Source organism: Candidatus Nanosalina sp. VS9-1, from assembly GCF_047555085.1.
Classification (GTDB): domain Archaea; phylum Nanohalarchaeota; class Nanosalinia; order Nanosalinales; family Nanosalinaceae; genus Nanosalina.
Genome location: NZ_CP180230.1, coordinates 348,300 through 368,403 on the forward strand (window position 1 = coordinate 348,300; position 20,104 = coordinate 368,403).

Genomic DNA, 20,104 nt, shown 5'->3' on the forward strand with positions numbered 1-20,104 from the left:
TACGGTACGATTGCCCAACAAGCTATTCAATGAATAGCTTTCGGGAATTCTTCAGATTTTGAATAATCATTTTCATTTTTTACTCGTCCAGTCCTGCGATTTTAGCCAGTAAGGCCTCTATCTGGATGTCCGGGCTTCCGCCTTCACTTATCCTGAACTCGAACTCTCCAAGATTATCGATAATCTCAAGCTTCCCTTTCTCGGAGATATCCAGATCGTAGATCTCTCTGTGGATTGCATCGATAACATCCTGCCCGTCAAGGCCTCTATCAATCATCAATTCAGAGAGCTCGTCACGAGCATCCATGAATTTTTCCTTCAGAGCAAGATTTAGGATTCTGCTGATCTCCTCAGGCCTCAAAGATGCTGCCACGCCGTAGATATCCTCTTCCTCGATTTCATCGGTCTGGATTGCAGCAGTCTGAAGAATATTTGTAACTCTTCTGAGATCACCGCTTGAGACACGCATTATAGCGTCGATAGCATCCTCGGAGATCGTGAAACCTTCTGCCTCTCCAAGCCTCTGGATATAATCTTTAACTTCGTCTTCCTCCAGACGATTGTACCGGAAAACTGCACATCTCGACTGTATAGGATCGATAATCTTTGAAGAATAGTTACATGAAAGAATGAACCGGCAGTTATCCGAGAACTGCTCCATAGTCCTTCTCAAGGCCTGCTGAGCATCGCTTGTCAATGCATCGGCCTCATCAAGGAAAATTATCTTGTAATCTGCATCAATAGGCTTTGTACGGGCAAAATCCTTGATTTTTTCCCTGACAACGTCGATACCTCTCTCATCTGAAGCATTGGTCTCCATAAAGTTCTGCTTCCAGGTATCGCCGTAGAGATCCTTGGCAAGTGAAACCGCACAGGTAGTCTTACCTGTACCTGCAGGCCCCGCAAAAAGCATGTGAGGGATAGAATCTTTTTCAACAAAGGCCTCTAATCTGTCAGTTATCTCATCCTGACCGACAACCTCGCTGAGGGTGTCAGGCCTGTATTTTTCGGTCCATACATCGATCATTATTTTTTTTACCTCTATACTTCAGAACTTTTTGCTGAAGCTTTTATGCTTTCCACCGCAACTCCTGAACTGTGAAAATAGGAGTAACAGGAACACCAGGAACAGGAAAATCAACAGTCTCCAAGCACCTTGAAGGCAAGAAAGTGGATCTACGTGACTACCTCGAGGAAAAATCTCTTGGAGGCCTCAACGAAAAAGGAGAGATAGAAGTAGATATCGAAGAGTTAAGACAGAATCCGCCAGAGGAGCCTGAAGACGAAGATCTTATCATCGAAGGCCACATGGCGCATTTCCTGGACCTGGATTACTGTATAGTCCTCCGAACAAGGCCCGACGTCCTTGAAGAAAGACTCGATGAACGAGATTACAGCGATGAAAAAGTTCAGGAGAATGTAGAGGCCGAAAAGCTGGATGTCGTGCTTTCACAGGCAGCGGGAAATCAGGAGAAGATTTTCGAGATAGATACAACTGATAAAACTGTGGAAGAGACTGTTGAAAGAATCAGAGAGGCCTTGAAAAGTAAAGAAGAACGTGTAGGTGTCGTTGACTGGACGCAGTATATTTAAGGAAGAAAAAGATTTTTTGACGGATTCAGGCCTTTTCCTGAACCCAGCTCTTTAGACTTTCCTTGTCCATAAATCCTTCGTTCTTCGCAACTATGTCTCCGCCTTTGATGATCAGCAGTGTTGGCAGTGCGCTGACCTGGTATTTTGTCGCGAGATCGGAGTGTTCTTCCATGTTGACTTTTCCGAAGTTGACATCTTCCAGTTCTTCGGATACTTCTTCGTAGATAGGAGCCAGTTTCTTGCATGGTCCGCACCATGAGGCCCAGAAATCTACTACCCATGTCTCATCAGAGTTTGAAACGTCTTCCATCTTTTCAGGAGTAAGTTCTTCTGGCATACAGAAACACTGATCATGCAAGCCTTAAGAAAAAACTGGTGACAGATAGGTAATCACATTGAAGGCCTCTAGCAAATTTCCCTGAAAAAATTTTCACTGAATTAAAGAAGAAAGGAAAAAGAGGTGTGGAGGCCTTATTCCTCCATGTATACTGTCCGGATCGGGTATGGGATGTCGATTCCAGCTTCGTCGTACTTGTCCTTGATGAGCTGTGTGACTTCAGAGCCTCCTGTAACGATGTTGGCTCTTCTGTTGTCCGTCCATCCACGCAGCTTCAGATTGACGGAGGATCCGCCGAGTTCATCTACAAGCACCTGAGGTGCTGGATCTGATTCAACTGAATCTGCTTCTTCAAGGACTTCTTCAGCAAGCTCTTTGGCCTTCTTGATATCGTCGTCGTAGCTTATGCCAACGACCACGTTGAATCTTCTGTTCTTGTAGGCCGTGTTGTTGATAACCTGCTGACTGTAGAGATCTGAGTTAGGTACGATGACCTGTCTCCCATCGTACGTCTTGATCTTTGTCGCACGTGTCTGTATGTCCTCTACAGTTCCTTCCTCTCCGCCGACTGCAATCTGATCGCCGATCTCGATAGGCCTGTAGATCATGATCAGGATTCCTGAGATAAAGTTGGCGATAACGTCCTGCAACGCAAACGACAGGCCTAATCCGATCAGGCCTACTGCTGCGCTTAAAGCAGTCAGTGGAACACCGATAACTCCGAGGAAGGCGACGAAAGTCAATGGATAGATGACGTACGCTGTCAGTCTCTTGGTTGAACGCGTAGCATGCTTGCTGGCACCTTTCCGTTCAACAGCTTTTTCGACAGCTACGTTTGAAATTTTGTTCAGTACGTGTCCTGCCACGAGAACAGCAAACCCTGCTACGATAGTGCTTGCTGATACTTCAGGCAGAAGACCTGTGAAACTTGAAGTTATTACTTCGAACATTTTTCTAGTTAAACCTCGTCATACAAAATTCTAGGCCCGACGAGGATAATAAATCTTTTCCAGGCCTCAAAAAATTATATATGCCGGAAAGTAAACTTTTCCTGTGAACTTTGAATCCGATTACGTGAAATACGCTTTGCAGGCTACCTTCACGCTTCTAGCAGTATCATCCACGTATCTTGTAAATCTTTCAAGGCCTGAAACACTGCTTGCATTCACAACTGTGCCGCTGCTCTTCGGATATACGGCCTATATCTCTTCTGAAAAGTTCCAGAAATCGTCTTTCATCTCTCTGGCAGCTCTTGCTTTCGCACCTCTGGGCCTGCTGTACGCAGCAGTAGCTGTGGTAGTATCTCTAGGCAATGTACTGGTGTCATTTTTTTCACGTGGAGAAACTTTCCGTGACTTCTACTCGACAGTCTCTCTGCCGCTTTTGTTCTCTGGAGTGCTTGTAGGCCTCGTACTTTTCCTATCTATTACTTCAAGTCCACAGCAGATGGACGCAGTGTCTTCAACAGTTTCAAACAGTATAGCAGGAGGCACTGAGAAGGTAATGCAGCAGACAGGCCTCAATCCAGGAGATAGGCAGGAAAAATTGATACAGAGTATCTCCGCTGTCACTATATCGAAGACTCACGCATACGTTATAGAAAATACTTCAAGACAGCTCAGTCCGGAGGATCTGGCGAACGTCTCCAGTGCTTTCAGAGAGGCCTCTAATGAAGTTCCGGATAGGGTGATACAGCAGGCGTCCACTCGGTCAACGGATATATCGGGAACAGTAGAGAAAGCCGTGGATACGATGTTTACAGGAAGTTTCCTTTTACTGCTTATTCCTTTAGCAGCCGTCGCTATATACGGAGTTCACCCTGTTATAGGTCTTCTAACGGCTTTATCAGGCCTGTTATTCAGAAAGATGGATGGTTACGTCTCGGAAACCGGTTGAGCGGTGTTTATTAAGAATTGCGTCTTCTCTTCCATGTTATGAGCGAGATAAAATTTGCAGATGAGTCGCAGGCCTCTGAAACTCTTCCTGAGGATTTCGAGCCTTACGTCAAGGAATGGTTCAACGAGCAGTTTCCAGGCCTCAGCGCCCCCCAGAAGTACTCTTTTGACTTGATTCATGAGGAGGAGAATTCCCTTATCTGTGCGCCTACGGGTTCGGGTAAGACACTTTCAGCATTCATGAGTGCGTTGAATGAGCTTTTCCGGATGGGAGATGAAGGTGAGCTGGACGACGAAGTGTACATGGTTTACGTTTCTCCGTTGAGAGCTCTTTCAAATGATATCAAAAGAAATCTGGAGGATCCTCTTCAGGGTATAAAAGAAAAGGCTGAAGAAATGGGGTATGATGTCCCTGAAGTAAGATCTGCAGTAAGGACAGGAGATACAACGGATGCTGAGAAACGTGAAATGCGTGAAAATCCTCCTCACATCATGATCACAACTCCTGAATCTCTGGGTATCTTGATTAACTCTCCAAAGTTCCAGGAAAGCATGAGGAATGTAAAGTATACTATTGTTGATGAGATCCACTCCCTCAGCGAGAACAAGAGAGGAGTACATCTATCACTTACCTTGGAGAGGATGGAGCACATGGTGAAAGGATCTCCTACGCGTATAGGCCTCTCTGCTACTCAGGCTCCTATAGATGAGATAGCGAAGTATCTTGTTGGCTACGAGGTGGAGGAGGATATCGAGATGAAGGAGACGGAGTACGATGACGTAAAATCTGCTCCAGAGGCCTCTGAAGAAGATTATGAGACTCGTGGATGTACGATAGTTGATGTAGCGGCCTCGAAGGAGATCGATCTTGAGACTATCTCTCCTGTCAGCGATTTGATTCATACGCCTCCGGAGGAGATCCATGAGGCGATGTATGATCAGATGCACAATCTTATTCAGGACCATGAATCCACCATAATATTCACTAATACGCGCTCGGCGACGGAGAGAGTTGTCAATAATTTGAAGGAAAGATGGCCTGATGACTACGATGAAAATATCGGTGCACATCACTCATCTATGTCCAGAGAGGAGCGTCTTGATGTCGAAGAGGCCCTGAAGAAAGGGGAGATGAAGGTGGGAGTAACTTCCACTTCTCTGGAGCTCGGGGTCGATATCGGAAGCGTTGATCTTGTTCTACAGCTAGGCTCGCCCAAAGGAGTCGCCCGGGGAATCCAGCGTATCGGGCGTTCAGGCCACCAGATAGGAGAGAAAGCCAAAGGAAAAATGATTGTTACTGACAGAGACGATGCAGTGGAATGCTCTGTCCTCACTAAATGCGCCAAGGAAGATGAACTGGATAAGATCCAGATCCCTACAAGGTGTCTGGATGTACTGGCCCAGCACATCGTTGGCATGGCGTGCAATCATCGCTGGGACATCGATCACGCATTCAACATGCTGAGAAAAAGTTACTGTTACACAGGCCTCTCCAGAGAAAATTTTGACAAAGTCATGAAGTATCTGGCAGGAGAGTACGAGTTAGAGGATCAAAACGTTTACAGGAAGATCTGGCGAAACGATAAATCAGGCCTCTTCGGGAAATCCGGCAAGATGACAAGAGTTATCTACATGACAAATATCGGGACTATTCCCGATGAATCAGGCTATGATGTCGTAACTCGAGGCGATAAAAATTATGTCGGGACTCTGGATGAGGAGTTCCTGGATAGATTGACTAAAGGAGATATATTCACGCTGGGAGGCTCAACGTATCAGTTCTCTTATGCTAAAGGTATGAAAGTCTTTGTCGATCCGAAGCCTCAGAAGCAGCCGACAGTCCCTTCATGGTACTCTGAGCGGCTTCCTCTAAGTTATGATCTAGGTGTCAAGATAGGAAAGTTCAGAAAAGATGTTGAAGAACAGCTTGATCTTGGTGCAGGAGACGATGATATCATCCAGTGGATAATGCACAACTACTATCTGGATGAGAATACGGCAGAGGCCATCTACAGGTATGTTAAGGAACAGTACCAGTTCTCTGGAGATGTCTCGAATCATGAGGATATCAAGGTAGAGAAATACATCGACGATGAAAACAGACAGAACTTTATCTTCCAGACGATATACGGGAGACGGACACACGACGCTCTGGCCAGGATACTTGCTCATCTCCTCCAGAAAAGAATAGGTAGTAACATAGGAATGGTGATCGACGATAATGGATTCATCCTTGTCACTCCAAGAAGGCCTATCGATATAGACAGACTTCTTGACGAACTGGCAGAATGTGATCTCGAGAAAGAGCTGAAAGACGCTGTTGGAAAGACAGAGCTCATGAAAAGACGTTTCAGACACGTTGCAGGCAGAAGCCTGATGATACTCAGAAACTACCAGGGGAACTCGAAGACTGTCGGCCAGCAGCAGATGAAAGGCCACTTCCTGATTTCAGCGATCAGAAACAAGCATGGAGAAGACTTTCCGATGATAGAGGAGACATACAGGGAGATAATGGAGGATGCAATGGATATACGCCACACAGAGAAAGTTGTGGAAGGTATAGCTGATGGAGATATAGAGTTCGAAGTAAGAAACGCGGATATACCGTCTCCTTTCAGCCATAACCTCCTTCTCCAGGAAAGCAGTGATGTCATCAAGATGGAGGACAAGAAAGAAAGATTGCAGGAACTCCATCAGCAGGTGCTGGACAGGATCGACGAGAAGTAACACTTAACTAAAAATACTCTTCCCAACAAAAACTTAGCCAGAGACAATGCTGGAGCAACAACTTCAGGCCTTGATGCCTGTACTTGAAAACTTCTTCCTGAATCCTGTAGGCCTTCTTGCACTTGCAGCGCTTGTACCACTGCTGATTTTCTACCTTGCCAGGCCTCAGCCGGAGGAAAGAATGATGCCGTCCATAATGTTTTTCAGACAGCAGGAAGGAGAAAGCAAGCTCAAAAACGCTTTCAGAACGCTTCTCAGGAATCTTGTTTTGCTTCTTCATGTGCTTGTGATACTTGCATTTGCTTTCACTCTAGCAGAGCCTTTCGCGGAAGTACCTGAGAGGCCTGATGATGCTGTTATTGTTTTGGATAGATCTGCCAGTATGCAGTCGCAGATAAATGATGTAGAGAACTTTGTCGAAGATAATATAGGTGAAAGAAACACTGTTATTGCATCAGGAGCTAGAACAGAAGTTATAGCAGAAAATGTTGCAGGAGAGCAGGCGCTGTCGATACTAAGGAATATAGAATACCGGGACACGGAGACAGATATTGTTTCGGGCATTCAGACAGCAGGAAACTATCCTGGCGAGCTTGTAGTGGCAAGCGATCTGGATCAGACAGTTGACAGTAGAGATCCTGTACAGGCTCTGGAGTCATCATCAAAGCCTATAGAACTGATGAAATCAGAGGCCTCAAACGCCTATGCTGTAACTGATCTGAAGGTGAACAGGAATACTACCGAGATATCGATAAGGAACTTCCTTTCAGAAACAGAAACTGTTGAAGCAGATTTCAACGGGATGAATCAGGATTTAGAGCTTGATCCAGGCCTCAATATTCATGAAGTAAGACATAGTTCGGGAAGAAATACTTTCACTCTTCCAGATGACGGTCTGAACGTTGATAATAAGGCCTTTTTTGTTGTCCCGGAGTCCGAATCAGTCGGTGTAAAGACTGCAAGGACGGACAGATACTTCGAGAAGGCTGTACAGCTTATAGGCGAGACCAGAAATACTGTTCTTGACAGCAACACTGATGTGTTCTATCTTAACGGTGAGGCCGAAGATCCGGAAACTGTGAGGGAGAAAGTCGATAACGGTGCCTCAGCGATAGTAACATCTGACTCAGAGGCCTTGAAAGATGTATTTGAGTTTGATACATCAGCCGCCGAGAAAGGAGGCAGCGTGGTGCTTAATTATCCTCGAAGGATCGATATCGGCAGTGTTGTGTATGTTGACAGAGGCCTGGAAGACGGTGAATCGTTATCGACTCCGGAAGAGGCCGTGAAAATCCACCAGTACGGGAATGGAGAGGTCCTGGCATTCAATGCAGAGATGGTTCAGTTCCGGAGGAATATTCTGTATCCGATTTTCTGGCGACAGATTATACTGAGGATGTCCGAGACGCAGACTGCAGGTGAGATGAATGTTAGAACAGGAACATCTCTGGACACAGGAGATTCAACTTTATTTGTATCTAATACAGGATTCTACGAGGAGAACGGGAAAACATATGCCGCCAATCTTCTCTCAGCAGAAGAATCCTCGCTGAATTCACATTACCAGGAATTTTCAGGTTCTACAGCTGCTGTTACAACAGAGAGAAACATTCAAAATCTTTCAGTATTTATTATAGCCTTACTGCTTGTCCTGGAACTCATTTACCTCTACAAGATAGGTGAAATAAGATGATACTACAGAATCCTATACTCCTGGCTCTAGGCCTTGTGGCATTGCCGCTTCTTTACAGGGCCTACAGTACAGAAGATTTCAGAACAAGATTCCTGGCTATTTCATACGCTGCAATATTTGTGGTGCTCGCAGTAGCCGCTGCTTCGCCGCAGATACAGCAGGAAACATCACAGATGGAGGAAAGCCGACTGATATTCCTGGAGGACTCGTCGAGATCCATGGTACTCGATAGGCCTAATATCTCTCTCGAAGACGTGACTGTTGAAGAAAGAACACTTGCAACAGGCAACAGCTCCTCCATAAAGCAGGGAATGATGGCTATGCTGGAACCAAACACTACATATCTGGTGAGCTCGGATCTTCAGGATGATTCAAACTTCAGAGATGTTGCAGAGGCCTACAGTCAAGTAAATTCTGATATAAATTTTTTGAAGGCCTCAATGAAAAGAGAAAGATCGGTTTCTATCACAGGGCCTTCTACAGCGGTGCCTAATGCTGTTAATAGTTATACTGTAAAAGTTCATAGTACTATTGAAGGAGAGGAAAGGCCTGAGGTCTTTGTCGATGGTGAGGAAGTGGATACAGAGGAAACTGAGGAAGGCTTTGTCTTCGAGAAAGAGTTCTCTGAGACAGGTTATCACAGAATCAGAGCTGGACTGGAATCAGAGGATCAGTACAGTGAGAACAATCAGTTCTTCCGTTCCGTGAAAGTTATCGAGAGGCCTGAGGTCCTGGTTGTCGGCGATCAGGGATCTCTGGGGGAGAAGATTCAGGAGTACTTTGATCTTGAGTACAGTGATACTGTGCCGCAAGATCTCTCGAAATATTACTCAATCATTCTCAAGAAGAATATTGACTCCTCTGCAGAACTGAAAAACTATCTTACAGACGGTAACGGTCTTGTTTACACTGGAGATGGCACGATGGATGTCCTGCCTCTGGAAAAGAGGGAGTACGATATTGCAACAAGTAATCCGAAGATAATCATAGGTATAGATAATTCTCAGGGATTCACAGATCAAACTTCCGGAGGATGTACTGTAGGTGATTCGATAAAAGAGTCCAAGCAGCTTGGAACAAGCCTTGTAACCAATCTTGCTGAGCAGAGGCCTGAGTCGATTGTAGGAGCCTTTGCATACAATAACACGGTGTGGGAGTTTGGTGATCCGCAGCCGCTTTCAAATGAGGCCTATAGGAACAAGCTTCTCGGTACAGAGACTCAGGGAGGCCTCGCCAGCATCCCTGTCTGTGGGACAGCGTACCAGATACAGGCCTTGCAGGCAAGTATGCGTATAATCGGCAACTCTCCAGGTAACATAATACTGATAACAGATGGAAAGATTCCGAAAGACAGTGGGATCCTAGGCCCTTCAGGAACTGCAGAGGTTTCCTCAAGTGTTTCAAAGGAGGAGTACGAGCAGAGAGCTCTGGAGGTTGCCTCGAATATTCCGGATAACGTCAGTCTTCATACTGTTGCAGTAGGGGAGAGTCCGAACAGGGACTTTCTGGAGAAGCTGGCTGAAGAAGGCAACGGCGTATACTACGAGGGAACGGAGGAGTTCTACGCTCTGGAGAATCGCTTCCAGGGAGGCGGAGGCTCCGATATGAAAGGTATCTCTGTAGTTGATCCGAATCACTTCATCACTGAAGGCCTAGGATCTTTAAGCTCTACAGCCACAGACTTCGAAGATGTCGGCCCAAGGCCTTCCGCCCGTACACTTATCGAATCCACGCATAACAGGCCTTTCCTGACGACGTGGCGTTACGGTCTCGGACGTGTAGCAGCCTTCTCCGGCGGAGGCCCTGATCTTGAGAATCTGATGTCTCAGGAGCCTGTGGTTCTTTCACGTACTCTGAACTGGGCCGTGGGTAACCCCGAGAGGAAGGAAGATGGTTCTGTAACTGTCAGTGATGGCAGGATGGGTGAGGAGGTTGTTCTGACAACTTCAGTCGACCGGGAAGGTTTTGTCAGGGTTGCGGAGAGTCGTTACAGGGCTACCACCAGGCCGGAAGAAACAGGCTTCCACGAGTATTTCGGAAACCAGTTTGATTATAATTACAGGCCTGAAATTGGGAAACTGGGTTACAGGGAAGAAGTTATGGAGAGGCTGGCCCGTGTGACAGGAGGCCAGGTACTTAATGAAAGCAGTATAGACGGGCTTGAAGGGAATGTAAAGACTAGAACCGTCGAAACTGTTAAATCCAGAACATTGACTTCATACTTCCTCCTGCTGGCATTGATCCTGTTCTTGATACAGGTAGGGTACAGGAAATCAAAGGGTTGGATGTAGAAATTTTCCAAACCTTTAATTAGCTGGATAGAATAGTAAGTTCTATGGGAGTTCTAGACCCTTTAAAGAATATAGTCGGTGGCTCGGATTCAGGAAGTTCGTCGTCATCTTTCGGCGACAGCGACTTTGACAGTTCTTTCTCTGATTCAGGCGGCGACAATGACTTCGGAGGAGACTTCGGAAACTCTGATAACACAGGCAGTTCCGGAAACTCTTTCGGAGGAGATTCACAGAATCAGGGAAATAATTTCGGAAACTCCTCTCCAGGAAATAATGGAAACAGCTCCCAGAGCAAAGGACAGTTCGGAGACAACAACCCGATAAACGGAAACAGTAATTCACAGAACGGCGGAAACCAGTTCTCACAGGGGCCACAGAACAGGCCTAATGGAGGACAGAACCCGGGGAACAGTCCAGCAGGCCCTCAACAGAACAGTCCTGCACCAAACAATAACTCTATGAATACTTCAGGAAATCCTGCACAGGGGAACTCAGGACCTGGAAACGGCCCTGACAGCTTTGGAGATAATTCCGGTCCAGCAGCTCCAAGAGGCTCTAATCAGGACCAGAACTCTCTTCTGCCAGATCAGGACTCACAGTCCTCACAGCAGAGCTCTGGCAGGGATTTTGACTCGCCTAATCCTCAGACAGGAAGGCCTCAGCAGGGAGGCGATTCTCCGCAACTCAGTGATACTACAAGGAGGAAAATGGAGAACGCAGGTATTAATCCTTCTCCACAGAAAGCAGAAGGCGGCGTATCCGAGGAAGACTTCAATCAGTTAGTTGATCAGAACAAAAAGATCATAGGCCTTCTGAATGATCTGGTGGAGTCGATAGAGGGAAGTTCCAACAACAGGCGCTAAAAAATATTCTCCTTCTCTTGAATTATCAGTTTTTTTATCTAGAACTTCTTCATTAAACCAAACAATCCCCACATCCCTTTGAAGAACAGGCCTGCTGCGATATACGTCTTGTAGGCCTCAAACACTGGAGGGGTGCCGGTGAATATTATGGCTGCTGAGAGTACGTCAGCCATGTTTCCTATTACGAATAATGGGAATGGGAAATGTACAGGCCTTATCATCGTTCCTATCCCTTTGAAAATAAGTATTCCTGCATGTACGGCGGAAATGGGCTCTGGCATGAAAGACTGCGTGAAATACACAAGTATACCTGAGCTGACGTCAAGTATTCCCAGTAGATCAGGCCTGAATATTTCGCCCATGGAAAAAATGTTTTCCTGTCAAGATTTTTATTCCAGTTCCACAACGTGATCCGCAGCATTCTTCAATGCAGTCGAAAATCCTGGCTCCATACCCATAACGACTGTCTCTTTCCCATGCTCCTTAGCCTTCTGTATCACAGGAAGGAAATCTGTATCACGAGTCACAAGTGCGATAACATCGATATCATCGTTGAAAACTGCTTCAACAGCATTTACCGCCATGTAAACATCTACGTCACTTTCCTTGGCCTTTTCTCCACCTAGACCCAGCTCAGCTTCAAATCCCTGAGATATTATAGCTTCAATAAGCTTATCGGAAGCGTACTGGTTCAGAAATACTTTTCCAACCTTGATATTTCCAAACTCTCCGGTCTTCTCTCTTAAATGATCAAGATCTAGATCAAACTCCTTTCTAACAACGTTAGGCCCATCAACAAAGATAGCAACGTTCTTCCCTCTACTAACAGAATCCTTTATTTTAGATAAAACCATGAAACAATATTTCTCCCACAGCCTTTTTTATCTCACCGCTGAAATAATTGGACAAAAATTTTCTCACGTTATCTGAAAAACTTAAATCAAATGTCGACAAAGAGAAGTCTATGGAGGCCTACCAGTATTCACATGATGTAATAGGGTGTCGAGGCCTCCTTGTATTTCCAAACTTTTCCGAAAAACAGAGAATTTTCCGACGAGAGAGGTATACATAAATGGTGTTGAAGGCTTACTGGCCTCTGGATGAAACATCCGGAAGCACAGCATACGACGCCAGAAACAGCAATAATGGAAGTTTGAATGGCGGAGTAACGCAGAACGTCTCAGGCCTCTTCGGTTCCGGAGCATACAGTTTCGATGGCACTGATGACTATGTGGATGCTGGAAGCAACTCGGATATTGAGCCATCTACAGTCTCTATTTCAGCCTGGATAAAAACCAGTGGAGGTCATGGAGGCACTTATCCCAGGTATGCGGGAAACAACTGGAGCTTTGCAGGATACAATATCCAGCCATCTTCAGGTTCAGTGGCCATGGAAATAGGGGATGGTTCCAGTTCTAATACTCTCTCAGCATCGACCGGTATAGAAGACGGATCATGGCATCAAGTAACAGCAACTTACAGAGGAACAGATAATTCCTGGGCGATATATGTAGATGCTGTACAGGAAAACTCTGGGACGTCCAGCTACTCTCTTGCCTACGGAGGAAACCCTTTCATTATAGGTGCCAATCCATCAAAAAGCGACGGATTTGCAAATGCAGATATCTGCAATATCAGAATATATGATCATGTGTTAACAGAGCAGGAAGTAAGCTACCTGTACTCTGTAGGACAGAGAGGGCTACATACCTCAGACATTAGAACTCTGTAAAAAAGAATATTTTTTACCTGAAAATTTTTCTTGCGTTCACGGTAGAGGCCTCTACAACTTTCTCGTAATTCGTCTCCTTGATCTCGGCGATTTTCTCAGCACTCTCCTTTACGTTGACAGGTTCGTTCCGTTCTCCACGGTACAGGAACGGCGAATCCGTTTCAAGAAGCAGTTTTTCAAGGCCTATTCTATCAACGATTTCCTGAACACGGTTCGAATAAAGTACCTGTGTCGTAACGCCGATGAAGTATCCTTTCTCCACAGCTTCCTCCGCCAGTTCTGGTGCTCCGTTGAAACAGTGAAGCATAACATCTTTGAGATCGTATTCTCCCAGTATCTCAACTGTTCTCTTCTCGGCATCTCTTGTATGCAGTACGACAGGCTTTCCAAGCTCCTCCGCCAGATCCAGCATCTCCCGGAAAACTTTCTCCTGCTCATCCCTACTTTCGCTCTCCGTTACGTGATGATGGTCAAGGCCTATCTCGCCTATTGCCACAGGATCATTTTCACGGATCTGCTTTTTTATCCTGTCTATTTCATCGAAACTTTCCGTATACGTCGGATGAAGGCCTAGATTAGCAACTACAAATCCATCAGTCTCACTTTCAAGTTCCAGAGATTTTTCGTTATGTTCAAAATTACTTCCGGCATTCACCACGAAATCCAGTACGTCTTTCGCTCTTCCGATCACTTCGTCTCGATCCTCATCAAAATTTTCAAAGTCCAGATGGCAGTGCGAATCTACAGGCCTCATAACGGTTTATTGCCGGAAAAACGGTTTAAACGTAGAGGCCTCACTCCAGAAAAGATTAAGTTGTGGCCTGTTGCAATCTTATTTTTATTATTTGAAGTATCAAAGTTGGCTTGGGGATAAGAATTTTTACAGAGGGGGAGATGCAAGTATGCGAACTCTTGTCAGACAGGTAGGTTTCTGCCTGATCTGCGGTAATAGCGTGCACTCGGATCAGATGTTCTACGATTCGGAAGAAGGATGTGTGCATGCCAGCTGTCTTGAAAAAAAGAACGGCGGCATGCAGAAGGTATGATCCGGTGCAAAAACCTACCTTTTTCTTTATCTATGCTCCTTGTCCAGTCTTGAGCCTGTAGCACCTTCCTGATTCATGTACTTGGAATCAGTTTTCTCGCCGTACGGCTGCTCAGATTCTGAAGTCATTGTCTCGAAGACTACCTGACAGATCCTGTCCTCAGGATAGATCGTGATAGGTACGTTACCAAGATTCTGTATCTCCAGTGTAATCTGGCCTTCGAATCCAGGATCAACGAATCCTGCGGCAGCGTGAGGGATAAGGCCTAATCTAGCGTACGATGAGCGGCCTTCGATCCTTGCAACAAGATCGTTGGGAACTTTCAGGGATTCAAGTGTAGAGCCAAGTACGAACTCCCCAGGATGGATCACCATTCCTTCTTCAGGAGTTGTTTTCCTTGTATTTCTTATCTTGTCGTAGTTCTCCATTTTTCTGGTGTCAAGGGCCTTTACACTTCTCGTATCCAGAAATCCGAACTCGTATCCCAGGCGGAGGTCAAGGGATGAAGGCCCGAGCTGAAGATCCATATCGATATCAGGGCCTCTATCAGTATATACTGCGTTTTTCTCTTCGATTATCTCCTTGAGCTCGGTATCTGAAAGTATAGCCATTGTATTCCAGAAGCGGACGAGAAATTTTTATTCTTTCCCGAAAACCACTTATCCCTTCCACAGAAATCAGTTTAACATGAAGAGGCCTCTGAAATTTTTCACATTCGTTTTTGTTCTAGCTGTTTTAGCTGTGCCAGCCGCTTCACAGGTGCAGTACACTATAGACTCCGACAATCGAGACGTCGAGATAAATACTACTGTGCGGCTTGACTGCGATATATCAAGCTCCAGCTGCCCTGTCAACAGCTGGAGGCTTCCTAACTGGCCTCTCCCTGAAGATGTCGAGGTCCTGAATGTCAGGGACAGTATTGGAGAGATCGAGGACTACAGTATAGAGGGAAACATGCTCAGTCTTGAGACGAACAGGGGAGAAAGAAGAACTTCTGAAACTGTGAAAATAAATTTCAGGATCAACAGAGAGGCTGAGGAAGTGTACAGAGGCCTCAGAAAGAGAGAGTTCTCGCTTCCAGGATTCTCCGGTGAAAGAACTTTTGGAGAAGTCCAGATGGATAACGTCATCTCGGGCAGGACCACGTACGGATTTGAAACATCCTATGGAAAGGACCACTTCAACTTTACAGGTACAGGCCCTGTCCAGATCCGTTTGAAGGCTGGAAAAGGTAATAGGACAGAATACTTCGAATTTTTCGGCGACAGGCCTGAAGGCAATCATTCTCTGGCGTATGAGATACCTGTTGCAATGACAGGACAGGTACAGAACTTTAAGCGCTTTCCTGTAGCTGTTATGGATCCTGAGACGTTTAACAGGTCTGTAGGCCTATGGAGTGCAGGAGAATACATCGGAGGAAGCATAAAGATACGCAGAAATCTGGAGGAAGAATTTACACCTATACTGGCGCACGAAGTTGTTCACGGACTTAACGATAGAGTTCTGAACTGGGATCAGACTCGCAGCAGCTACATAGATGAGGGAACAGGAAAGTACGTGGAGTATCTGGTGAAGATAAAGCTTCAGGGCCGTGATAGAGTCAGAGAAGTATTCGGAGATGATGTGACATACACTGTTCAGAGAGATGATGGCCGTTACAGGATCACGCTTCCATCACAGGGAGATAGAGAAAGACTTTGGAAGTACTACAGAGATGACATGGATTTCATGAAGGCCTGGAGTCCTGTAGAGTATCCGGATGAAAGAAGATTCGGATACGCATATTCGGAACTTATCATCAAGAACTTTATCGTCAACTCAAACGGATCTATGAGAGATATTTACAGCATCGATCCCGGGAAAAAAGTAGATTCCAACGAGGAAAAATGGAGTATATACTCGGAGAAAATTGATCTAAGGCCCTGCGACTACAGCAACAGACAGAGATTCGAAAAATGTCTCGACAGAATAAATAACTACAATTACAGCGTTTACAGGGCCTCGGAGATAGATAGAGGTTCAAACAGGATCATGATAGAGGATATAGATGTTCCTGAAAGAGAAGAAGTGCGGAATCCTTTCGATTTCTCGCCGGATAACAGCACTGCTGAAAAAATTTCCAGCAACAGTTTCTCAACATGGCTGAGAAATATTCTACAGGCCTTGCGTGATCTCCTTTCAAGTTAAATAAATCCAGACGAAAAAGTTCCTTTTATGGGGTCCGGATTAAGACAGTGGCTTGAGATATATCTGAAAGGCCTGGCAATGGGTGCTGCCGACGCTGTCCCCGGAGTATCAGGAGGAACGATAGCACTTATCACTGGCATATACGAGAGACTGATACAGGCCCTGACAGGGATAACTTTCTCAACTTTTGAAGATATCTTCGTATCTCTGAAGGATTTCAATATCAGCGAAATAAAGGAGAAGCTGATAGATATCGATATCCCATTCCTCGTGGTGCTTGGAGCGGGTATAGCCACTGCAGTAGTGCTTGTGCTCCGTTTTATGCATTATGCTATTTCAAACTTTCCTGCAGTAACTTATGGCTTCTTTTCAGGATTGATAGCGTTTTCAGCAGTTATACTTTACAATGAAGTAGATATATCAACAACAAGAAGAAAAATTACAGCATTTGCAGGTTTCCTGTTTGCATTTATCGCTTCAGGTTATGGAGCAACATCTTTGAGCCACTCTCCGCTTGTTCTAGTTCTTTCAGGAGCTGTAGCTGTCAGCGCCATGATTCTTCCAGGTATATCAGGATCACTTATACTTGTGATACTTGGACAGTATGAATACATCTCTGCAGCGCTTTCAGATTTCCTTTCTGCAGCACTGAAACTTTTAACGACCGGAGATATCCAGCCACTGATACAGACTTCCGGTCCTATCGCAGTCTTCGTCTCTGGAGCATTCATAGGCCTTTTTTCGATAGTTCATGTAGTCAGAAAATCTCTGGAAAGTTACAGAAAGGCGACAATGGTATTCCTTGTAAGTATGATAGTCGGGGCATTGCGGGCACCTGTCTTACAGCTCAGCCAGCATCTTTCGTCTGTAGAGGCCTCTTGGATCAGTGTTGCTCCAGAGTTTTCCGTTGCAGCTATTTCTGGAGGCCTTGCAGTAGTTATTTTGCATTCCTACAGTTCTGGCTCTGAGAATTTCTGAAAAAATTTTTCTTTATCTTATCCGGTATCTGAGTATTGCCGCTATTCCGCTCATGTTCATAAGTCGCTGTCCTTCCTCGTGTTCTGTAGATATTATCTCCAGTTCGCTTGACATCTCTTCAGCTTTCTCACCGAATCTGTCTACGATGTGTCCTATTTCCTCGAGATCCATTTCCTCGTTACATTCATCGCAGCTGATAGAGTCATCTATCTCAGGCTCCCGTTCGTATACTGTTTTTTCATGGCCCTGTGGGCATTTGTACTGTGCCTCGTACATCTCCAGGTCTTCTGAGATAAGTATTGTTTCCACGGCACCCATGTCAAGGGCCTGTTTGACCTGTTCGACTCCGTACTCTGATTTTCCGTCTTCCGACTTCAGGTGATCGAAGAATTCATTGACAAGGTTTTTCTCCTTGACTGCCTGTGAGTCCTCTATACTTTCCTCTGCTTTCTGAACCAGTTCCTTTAACGCTCCTTCGCCGGAATGGCCTATTGACTCTGTAGCTATTACCTTCTCCTGAAGTTCTTTGTGCAGATAGTCGTCTTCAACAAGTTTCTCCTTCACAAATCCAGGGCCTCCGATAACTATCCCGAGAAGCTTTCCCTCTCTAGCTTTCTGCAGAAAGGCCTGTTTGGATTTGTCCGCAATCTCTGTAAGAAAAGTTTTCAGCATCTGCTTCCTTATACGGGCGAAACGCTGAGCGGACTGTCCTCCAGCCCTTGTCTTTCCGGGAACGTTGGAATCCATAGTGTAAGCTGTCTTCACGTTACTTCCCTGAAGATATCCGATAGCAGCCTCTGACTTGTCCGCCACGATCAATCCATAGACACGATCATCGACGACCATGTTCTGCAGAGGCTCAAGAACAAACTCCTTGTCACACCTGTAATGCCGCGATTCAATTGGCTGTGGAGGTATAACTTCCCAGATCTGGATATCTGGTCGTCCTTCTGTATCTGAAACATTTCCTGCGAAGAAAGCCACGCCGTTTTCAGGTGTCTCATGCTCCTCGGAAACTTTCCTGCCGATCTTGCCGAGTGCATCCTGAACGTTCGTCCTGGTATGCTTCGACTTGATGTTCTCCGCTTCGCTCTGCTCAGAAGTAATAAAATCAGAGATCTTGGACATATCGTATCCGGCCGGGATATACAGAGAAACAAGCTCAGTGTTCCGGCCTCTGATATCCTCCAACTCATTTATAAGCCGCTTCAGCTCGTACTTCGACATCTCCTCATGCTTTTGATCTTTGCTCATGCTTCACAAATAGGCACCGAATTCTTTTAACTTGAAAACAGGCCTTCAGAAACTCCTCAAAAAATCAGTAAAGCTATCTGTTATTCAGTATAATTCTATTTACAGGCCTGAATCTTGCACCTGACTTGAGAACAATTTCATCAGCTGTAAAGTTGATATCGCCTCTCCAGAGGCCTGAGATAATGCTTCTGTTATTTACAGTGATATCTGATGCGCCGCCAGCTGACTTGAGTGCGGAGGATGGTTTTGACTCAAAGATAGAGTTTATCTCAAATGATCTGGCGCTTATCTGATGTACATTTGATGATATGCATTCGTTTTTCGGTCCACGTCTGTCACAGAGACCTCCGTCAGGTTCTGATTGGAGAAGATATGTTCCTTCGTCATTCAGATTGTTTCCAGCTATGAACTGTGTTATCACGGGTTTATTCGTGCTTACATTGTATGTGTGAGGTGGCGAAGTAGAGAACTGTTTGAATCCGTTTTTATCCATTTCATATGTTGTACCGTCCACCTCGAGCTTCGTATCGTTTTCAGTCGCCATTGCAACAAGGTTAGGGCTATGTCTTCCGGCTCCGATCATCTTGTTTTCTCCTGGCTCTACTCGCGTCATGGAGAAGTCGTCACCCATGTAACTTATGCTGTTCCCTCCTTCAGTATCTCCTATCCAAACGGATATCGTGTCGTTAGCGACGAAGCGAAATTCTTCAACCCCGGTACCGCTTTGATACACGCGTGAGTCCTCATCTATGTTATGGCTCTGATATATAGAGGATCCTGTCTCTGTTAGACTGTAGACATCTACGTTAACCGGTTTACCATATGAAAAAATAGCATAAGCACCTCTCTCCCAGTTACTCGTTGTACCGTAAAATTCCTGGCCCTTCATTCCTCCATTCGCTGATGGGGCCATCTCAAAAGCGTTTCCAGCAGTATTCTCTATAATTAACTTTTTATCTGACTCAACCTCGTAACTGTTCCCTCCTGTAAGAGTCATCTTTTGGAATCTATTGGAGTTAACAGTAAAGCTCGAAACTGTTCCATCGTTAAGATTTGTCACATCTACCGAGGCAGTTTCTTCAGGAGCGTAAAATCTTGTAGCGCCATCGTTATTCGATTCTATCGCCTGAAAAACAAATCTATCCCCTGAAAAACTTCCATTGACGTCAGGATAGTAAACCTTTGCCGCCCAGCCATCATCTCCAAGATATGGAGCCACATCATTGCTACACTGCAACCTGATGAAGTCTCCTGGCGCAGTCTCCTGAGTCCATATATCTCCTTTACCTAAAGTGGTAGAGGCCAGCTCACTGTTACTTGAAGCATCGTAAAGACTACAGGATGTGGAGTCATATATCCCTGTAACCTCAAGACTGATCTGATCATCGCTGCTACCTGTCTGCGGATCCCAGCCATAGTATTCCTCTCCGATAACAGGAGCAACTGCGAACGCAATCAGAATGAACAAAGTAAGAAGTTTCTTCCAATACTCCATAAACACAGTATAC

Annotated in this window: 19 protein-coding genes; 10 read left to right on the forward strand and 9 right to left on the reverse strand. The window is 45.4% G+C overall.

The features are described 5' to 3' along the window. Positions 1-79 precede the first annotated feature (79 nt). Positions 80-1,027, reverse strand: a complete 948-nt coding sequence (locus ACK3SF_RS02125; RefSeq protein ID WP_414838175.1) for a replication factor C small subunit — start codon at positions 1,025-1,027, stop codon at positions 80-82. A 71-nt stretch (positions 1,028-1,098) separates the two neighbouring features. Between ACK3SF_RS02125 and ACK3SF_RS02130 the strand changes: the two genes are divergently transcribed. Beyond that, positions 1,099-1,593 carry an adenylate kinase family protein gene (locus ACK3SF_RS02130; protein WP_414838176.1) on the forward strand — a complete coding sequence of 165 codons (495 nt, stop codon included), beginning with the start codon at positions 1,099-1,101 and terminating at the stop codon, positions 1,591-1,593. 25 nt (positions 1,594-1,618) lie between these two features. Here ACK3SF_RS02130 and trxA read toward each other — a convergent pair whose 3' ends face one another. Both trxA and ACK3SF_RS02140 read right to left on the reverse strand, forming a co-directional pair. Further along, positions 1,619-1,930 carry a thioredoxin gene (gene trxA, locus ACK3SF_RS02135; protein WP_414838177.1) on the reverse strand — a complete coding sequence of 104 codons (312 nt, stop codon included), beginning with the start codon at positions 1,928-1,930 and terminating at the stop codon, positions 1,619-1,621. A gap of 134 nt (positions 1,931-2,064) precedes the next feature. Continuing rightward, the gene (locus ACK3SF_RS02140) at positions 2,065-2,880 is read right to left on the reverse strand and encodes a mechanosensitive ion channel family protein (protein ID WP_414838178.1); all 816 of its coding nucleotides are present in this window, start codon (positions 2,878-2,880) and stop codon (positions 2,065-2,067) included. A 103-nt stretch (positions 2,881-2,983) separates the two neighbouring features. Here ACK3SF_RS02140 and ACK3SF_RS02145 point away from each other — a divergent pair, with 103 nt between their 5' ends. The 5 genes from ACK3SF_RS02145 to ACK3SF_RS02165 are packed head-to-tail and all read left to right on the forward strand — an operon-like array spanning position 2,984 to position 11,399. Beyond that, positions 2,984-3,826: a hypothetical protein gene (locus tag ACK3SF_RS02145; protein WP_414838179.1), complete on the forward strand. Its 843-nt coding sequence runs from the start codon at positions 2,984-2,986 to the stop codon at positions 3,824-3,826. A 38-nt stretch (positions 3,827-3,864) separates the two neighbouring features. Beyond that, positions 3,865-6,552, forward strand: a complete 2,688-nt coding sequence (locus tag ACK3SF_RS02150; protein ID WP_414838180.1) for an ATP-dependent helicase — start codon at positions 3,865-3,867, stop codon at positions 6,550-6,552. A 46-nt stretch (positions 6,553-6,598) separates the two neighbouring features. Then, complete coding sequence (locus ACK3SF_RS02155) at positions 6,599-8,245, forward strand: vWA domain-containing protein (RefSeq protein ID WP_414838181.1); 1,647 nt, start codon at positions 6,599-6,601, stop codon at positions 8,243-8,245. Further along, positions 8,242-10,536 (forward strand): hypothetical protein, encoded by a 2,295-nt coding sequence (locus tag ACK3SF_RS02160; protein WP_414838182.1) that lies wholly within the window; start codon positions 8,242-8,244, stop codon positions 10,534-10,536. Before ACK3SF_RS02155 ends, ACK3SF_RS02160 begins: the two co-directional genes overlap by 4 nt. Before the next feature lie 44 nt (positions 10,537-10,580). Next, positions 10,581-11,399 (forward strand): hypothetical protein, encoded by an 819-nt coding sequence (locus tag ACK3SF_RS02165; protein WP_414838183.1) that lies wholly within the window; start codon positions 10,581-10,583, stop codon positions 11,397-11,399. Positions 11,400-11,437: 38 nt separating this feature from the next. Here ACK3SF_RS02165 and ACK3SF_RS02170 read toward each other — a convergent pair whose 3' ends face one another. Then, positions 11,438-11,761: a hypothetical protein gene (locus ACK3SF_RS02170; protein ID WP_414838184.1), complete on the reverse strand. Its 324-nt coding sequence runs from the start codon at positions 11,759-11,761 to the stop codon at positions 11,438-11,440. 27 nt (positions 11,762-11,788) lie between these two features. Next, positions 11,789-12,253, reverse strand: a complete 465-nt coding sequence (locus tag ACK3SF_RS02175) for a TIGR00288 family NYN domain-containing protein (RefSeq protein ID WP_414838185.1) — start codon at positions 12,251-12,253, stop codon at positions 11,789-11,791. A gap of 218 nt (positions 12,254-12,471) precedes the next feature. Between ACK3SF_RS02175 and ACK3SF_RS02180 the strand changes: the two genes are divergently transcribed. Continuing rightward, entirely contained in the window at positions 12,472-13,131 is a 660-nt protein-coding gene (locus ACK3SF_RS02180; RefSeq protein ID WP_414838186.1) for a LamG domain-containing protein, read from the forward strand. Positions 13,132-13,144: 13 nt separating this feature from the next. Here ACK3SF_RS02180 and ACK3SF_RS02185 read toward each other — a convergent pair whose 3' ends face one another. After that, positions 13,145-13,885 carry a TatD family hydrolase gene (locus ACK3SF_RS02185; RefSeq protein WP_414838187.1) on the reverse strand — a complete coding sequence of 247 codons (741 nt, stop codon included), beginning with the start codon at positions 13,883-13,885 and terminating at the stop codon, positions 13,145-13,147. Positions 13,886-14,033: 148 nt separating this feature from the next. Between ACK3SF_RS02185 and ACK3SF_RS02190 the strand changes: the two genes are divergently transcribed. Then, positions 14,034-14,177, forward strand: coding sequence for a DUF2175 family protein (locus ACK3SF_RS02190; protein ID WP_414838188.1), 144 nt, complete (start codon positions 14,034-14,036; stop codon positions 14,175-14,177). Positions 14,178-14,203: 26 nt separating this feature from the next. Here ACK3SF_RS02190 and dcd read toward each other — a convergent pair whose 3' ends face one another. Next, complete coding sequence (gene dcd, locus ACK3SF_RS02195; protein WP_414838189.1) at positions 14,204-14,788, reverse strand: dCTP deaminase; 585 nt, start codon at positions 14,786-14,788, stop codon at positions 14,204-14,206. 130 nt (positions 14,789-14,918) lie between these two features. On the opposite strand from dcd, the gene ACK3SF_RS02200 reads away from it, so the two are divergent. Together ACK3SF_RS02200 and ACK3SF_RS02205 are read left to right on the forward strand one after the other, a co-directional pair. Then, a complete protein-coding gene (locus tag ACK3SF_RS02200) occupies positions 14,919-16,364 on the forward strand; it encodes a hypothetical protein (protein ID WP_414838190.1) in 1,446 nt (481 codons plus the stop codon). A gap of 27 nt (positions 16,365-16,391) precedes the next feature. Then, positions 16,392-17,342: a DUF368 domain-containing protein gene (locus ACK3SF_RS02205; RefSeq protein WP_414838191.1), complete on the forward strand. Its 951-nt coding sequence runs from the start codon at positions 16,392-16,394 to the stop codon at positions 17,340-17,342. Positions 17,343-17,354: 12 nt separating this feature from the next. Here the strand turns inward: ACK3SF_RS02205 and prf1 are convergent, their stop codons facing one another. Beyond that, positions 17,355-18,596: a peptide chain release factor aRF-1 gene (prf1, locus tag ACK3SF_RS02210; protein WP_414838192.1), complete on the reverse strand. Its 1,242-nt coding sequence runs from the start codon at positions 18,594-18,596 to the stop codon at positions 17,355-17,357. A gap of 73 nt (positions 18,597-18,669) precedes the next feature. After that, positions 18,670-20,091 (reverse strand): hypothetical protein, encoded by a 1,422-nt coding sequence (locus ACK3SF_RS02215; protein WP_414838193.1) that lies wholly within the window; start codon positions 20,089-20,091, stop codon positions 18,670-18,672. Positions 20,092-20,104 lie beyond the last annotated feature (13 nt).

What these genes read in the sequence shown, in the direction of transcription:
- ACK3SF_RS02125 (WP_414838175.1), bottom strand. Translation starts at nt 1,027, where the DNA reads ATGATCGATGTATGGACCGAAAAATACAGGCCTGACACCCTCAGCGAG.
- trxA (WP_414838177.1), bottom strand. Translation starts at nt 1,930, where the DNA reads ATGCCAGAAGAACTTACTCCTGAAAAGATGGAAGACGTTTCAAACTCT.
- ACK3SF_RS02140 (WP_414838178.1), bottom strand. Translation starts at nt 2,880, where the DNA reads ATGTTCGAAGTAATAACTTCAAGTTTCACAGGTCTTCTGCCTGAAGTA.
- ACK3SF_RS02150 (WP_414838180.1), top strand. Translation starts at nt 3,865, where the DNA reads ATGAGCGAGATAAAATTTGCAGATGAGTCGCAGGCCTCTGAAACTCTT.
- ACK3SF_RS02155 (WP_414838181.1), top strand. Translation starts at nt 6,599, where the DNA reads ATGCTGGAGCAACAACTTCAGGCCTTGATGCCTGTACTTGAAAACTTC.
- ACK3SF_RS02160 (WP_414838182.1), top strand. Translation starts at nt 8,242, where the DNA reads ATGATACTACAGAATCCTATACTCCTGGCTCTAGGCCTTGTGGCATTG.
- ACK3SF_RS02165 (WP_414838183.1), top strand. Translation starts at nt 10,581, where the DNA reads ATGGGAGTTCTAGACCCTTTAAAGAATATAGTCGGTGGCTCGGATTCA.
- ACK3SF_RS02170 (WP_414838184.1), bottom strand. Translation starts at nt 11,761, where the DNA reads ATGGGCGAAATATTCAGGCCTGATCTACTGGGAATACTTGACGTCAGC.
- ACK3SF_RS02175 (WP_414838185.1), bottom strand. Translation starts at nt 12,253, where the DNA reads ATGGTTTTATCTAAAATAAAGGATTCTGTTAGTAGAGGGAAGAACGTT.
- ACK3SF_RS02180 (WP_414838186.1), top strand. Translation starts at nt 12,472, where the DNA reads ATGGTGTTGAAGGCTTACTGGCCTCTGGATGAAACATCCGGAAGCACA.
- ACK3SF_RS02185 (WP_414838187.1), bottom strand. Translation starts at nt 13,885, where the DNA reads ATGAGGCCTGTAGATTCGCACTGCCATCTGGACTTTGAAAATTTTGAT.
- ACK3SF_RS02190 (WP_414838188.1), top strand. Translation starts at nt 14,034, where the DNA reads ATGCGAACTCTTGTCAGACAGGTAGGTTTCTGCCTGATCTGCGGTAAT.
- dcd (WP_414838189.1), bottom strand. Translation starts at nt 14,788, where the DNA reads ATGGCTATACTTTCAGATACCGAGCTCAAGGAGATAATCGAAGAGAAA.
- ACK3SF_RS02205 (WP_414838191.1), top strand. Translation starts at nt 16,392, where the DNA reads ATGGGGTCCGGATTAAGACAGTGGCTTGAGATATATCTGAAAGGCCTG.
- prf1 (WP_414838192.1), bottom strand. Translation starts at nt 18,596, where the DNA reads ATGAGCAAAGATCAAAAGCATGAGGAGATGTCGAAGTACGAGCTGAAG.
- ACK3SF_RS02215 (WP_414838193.1), bottom strand. Translation starts at nt 20,091, where the DNA reads ATGGAGTATTGGAAGAAACTTCTTACTTTGTTCATTCTGATTGCGTTC.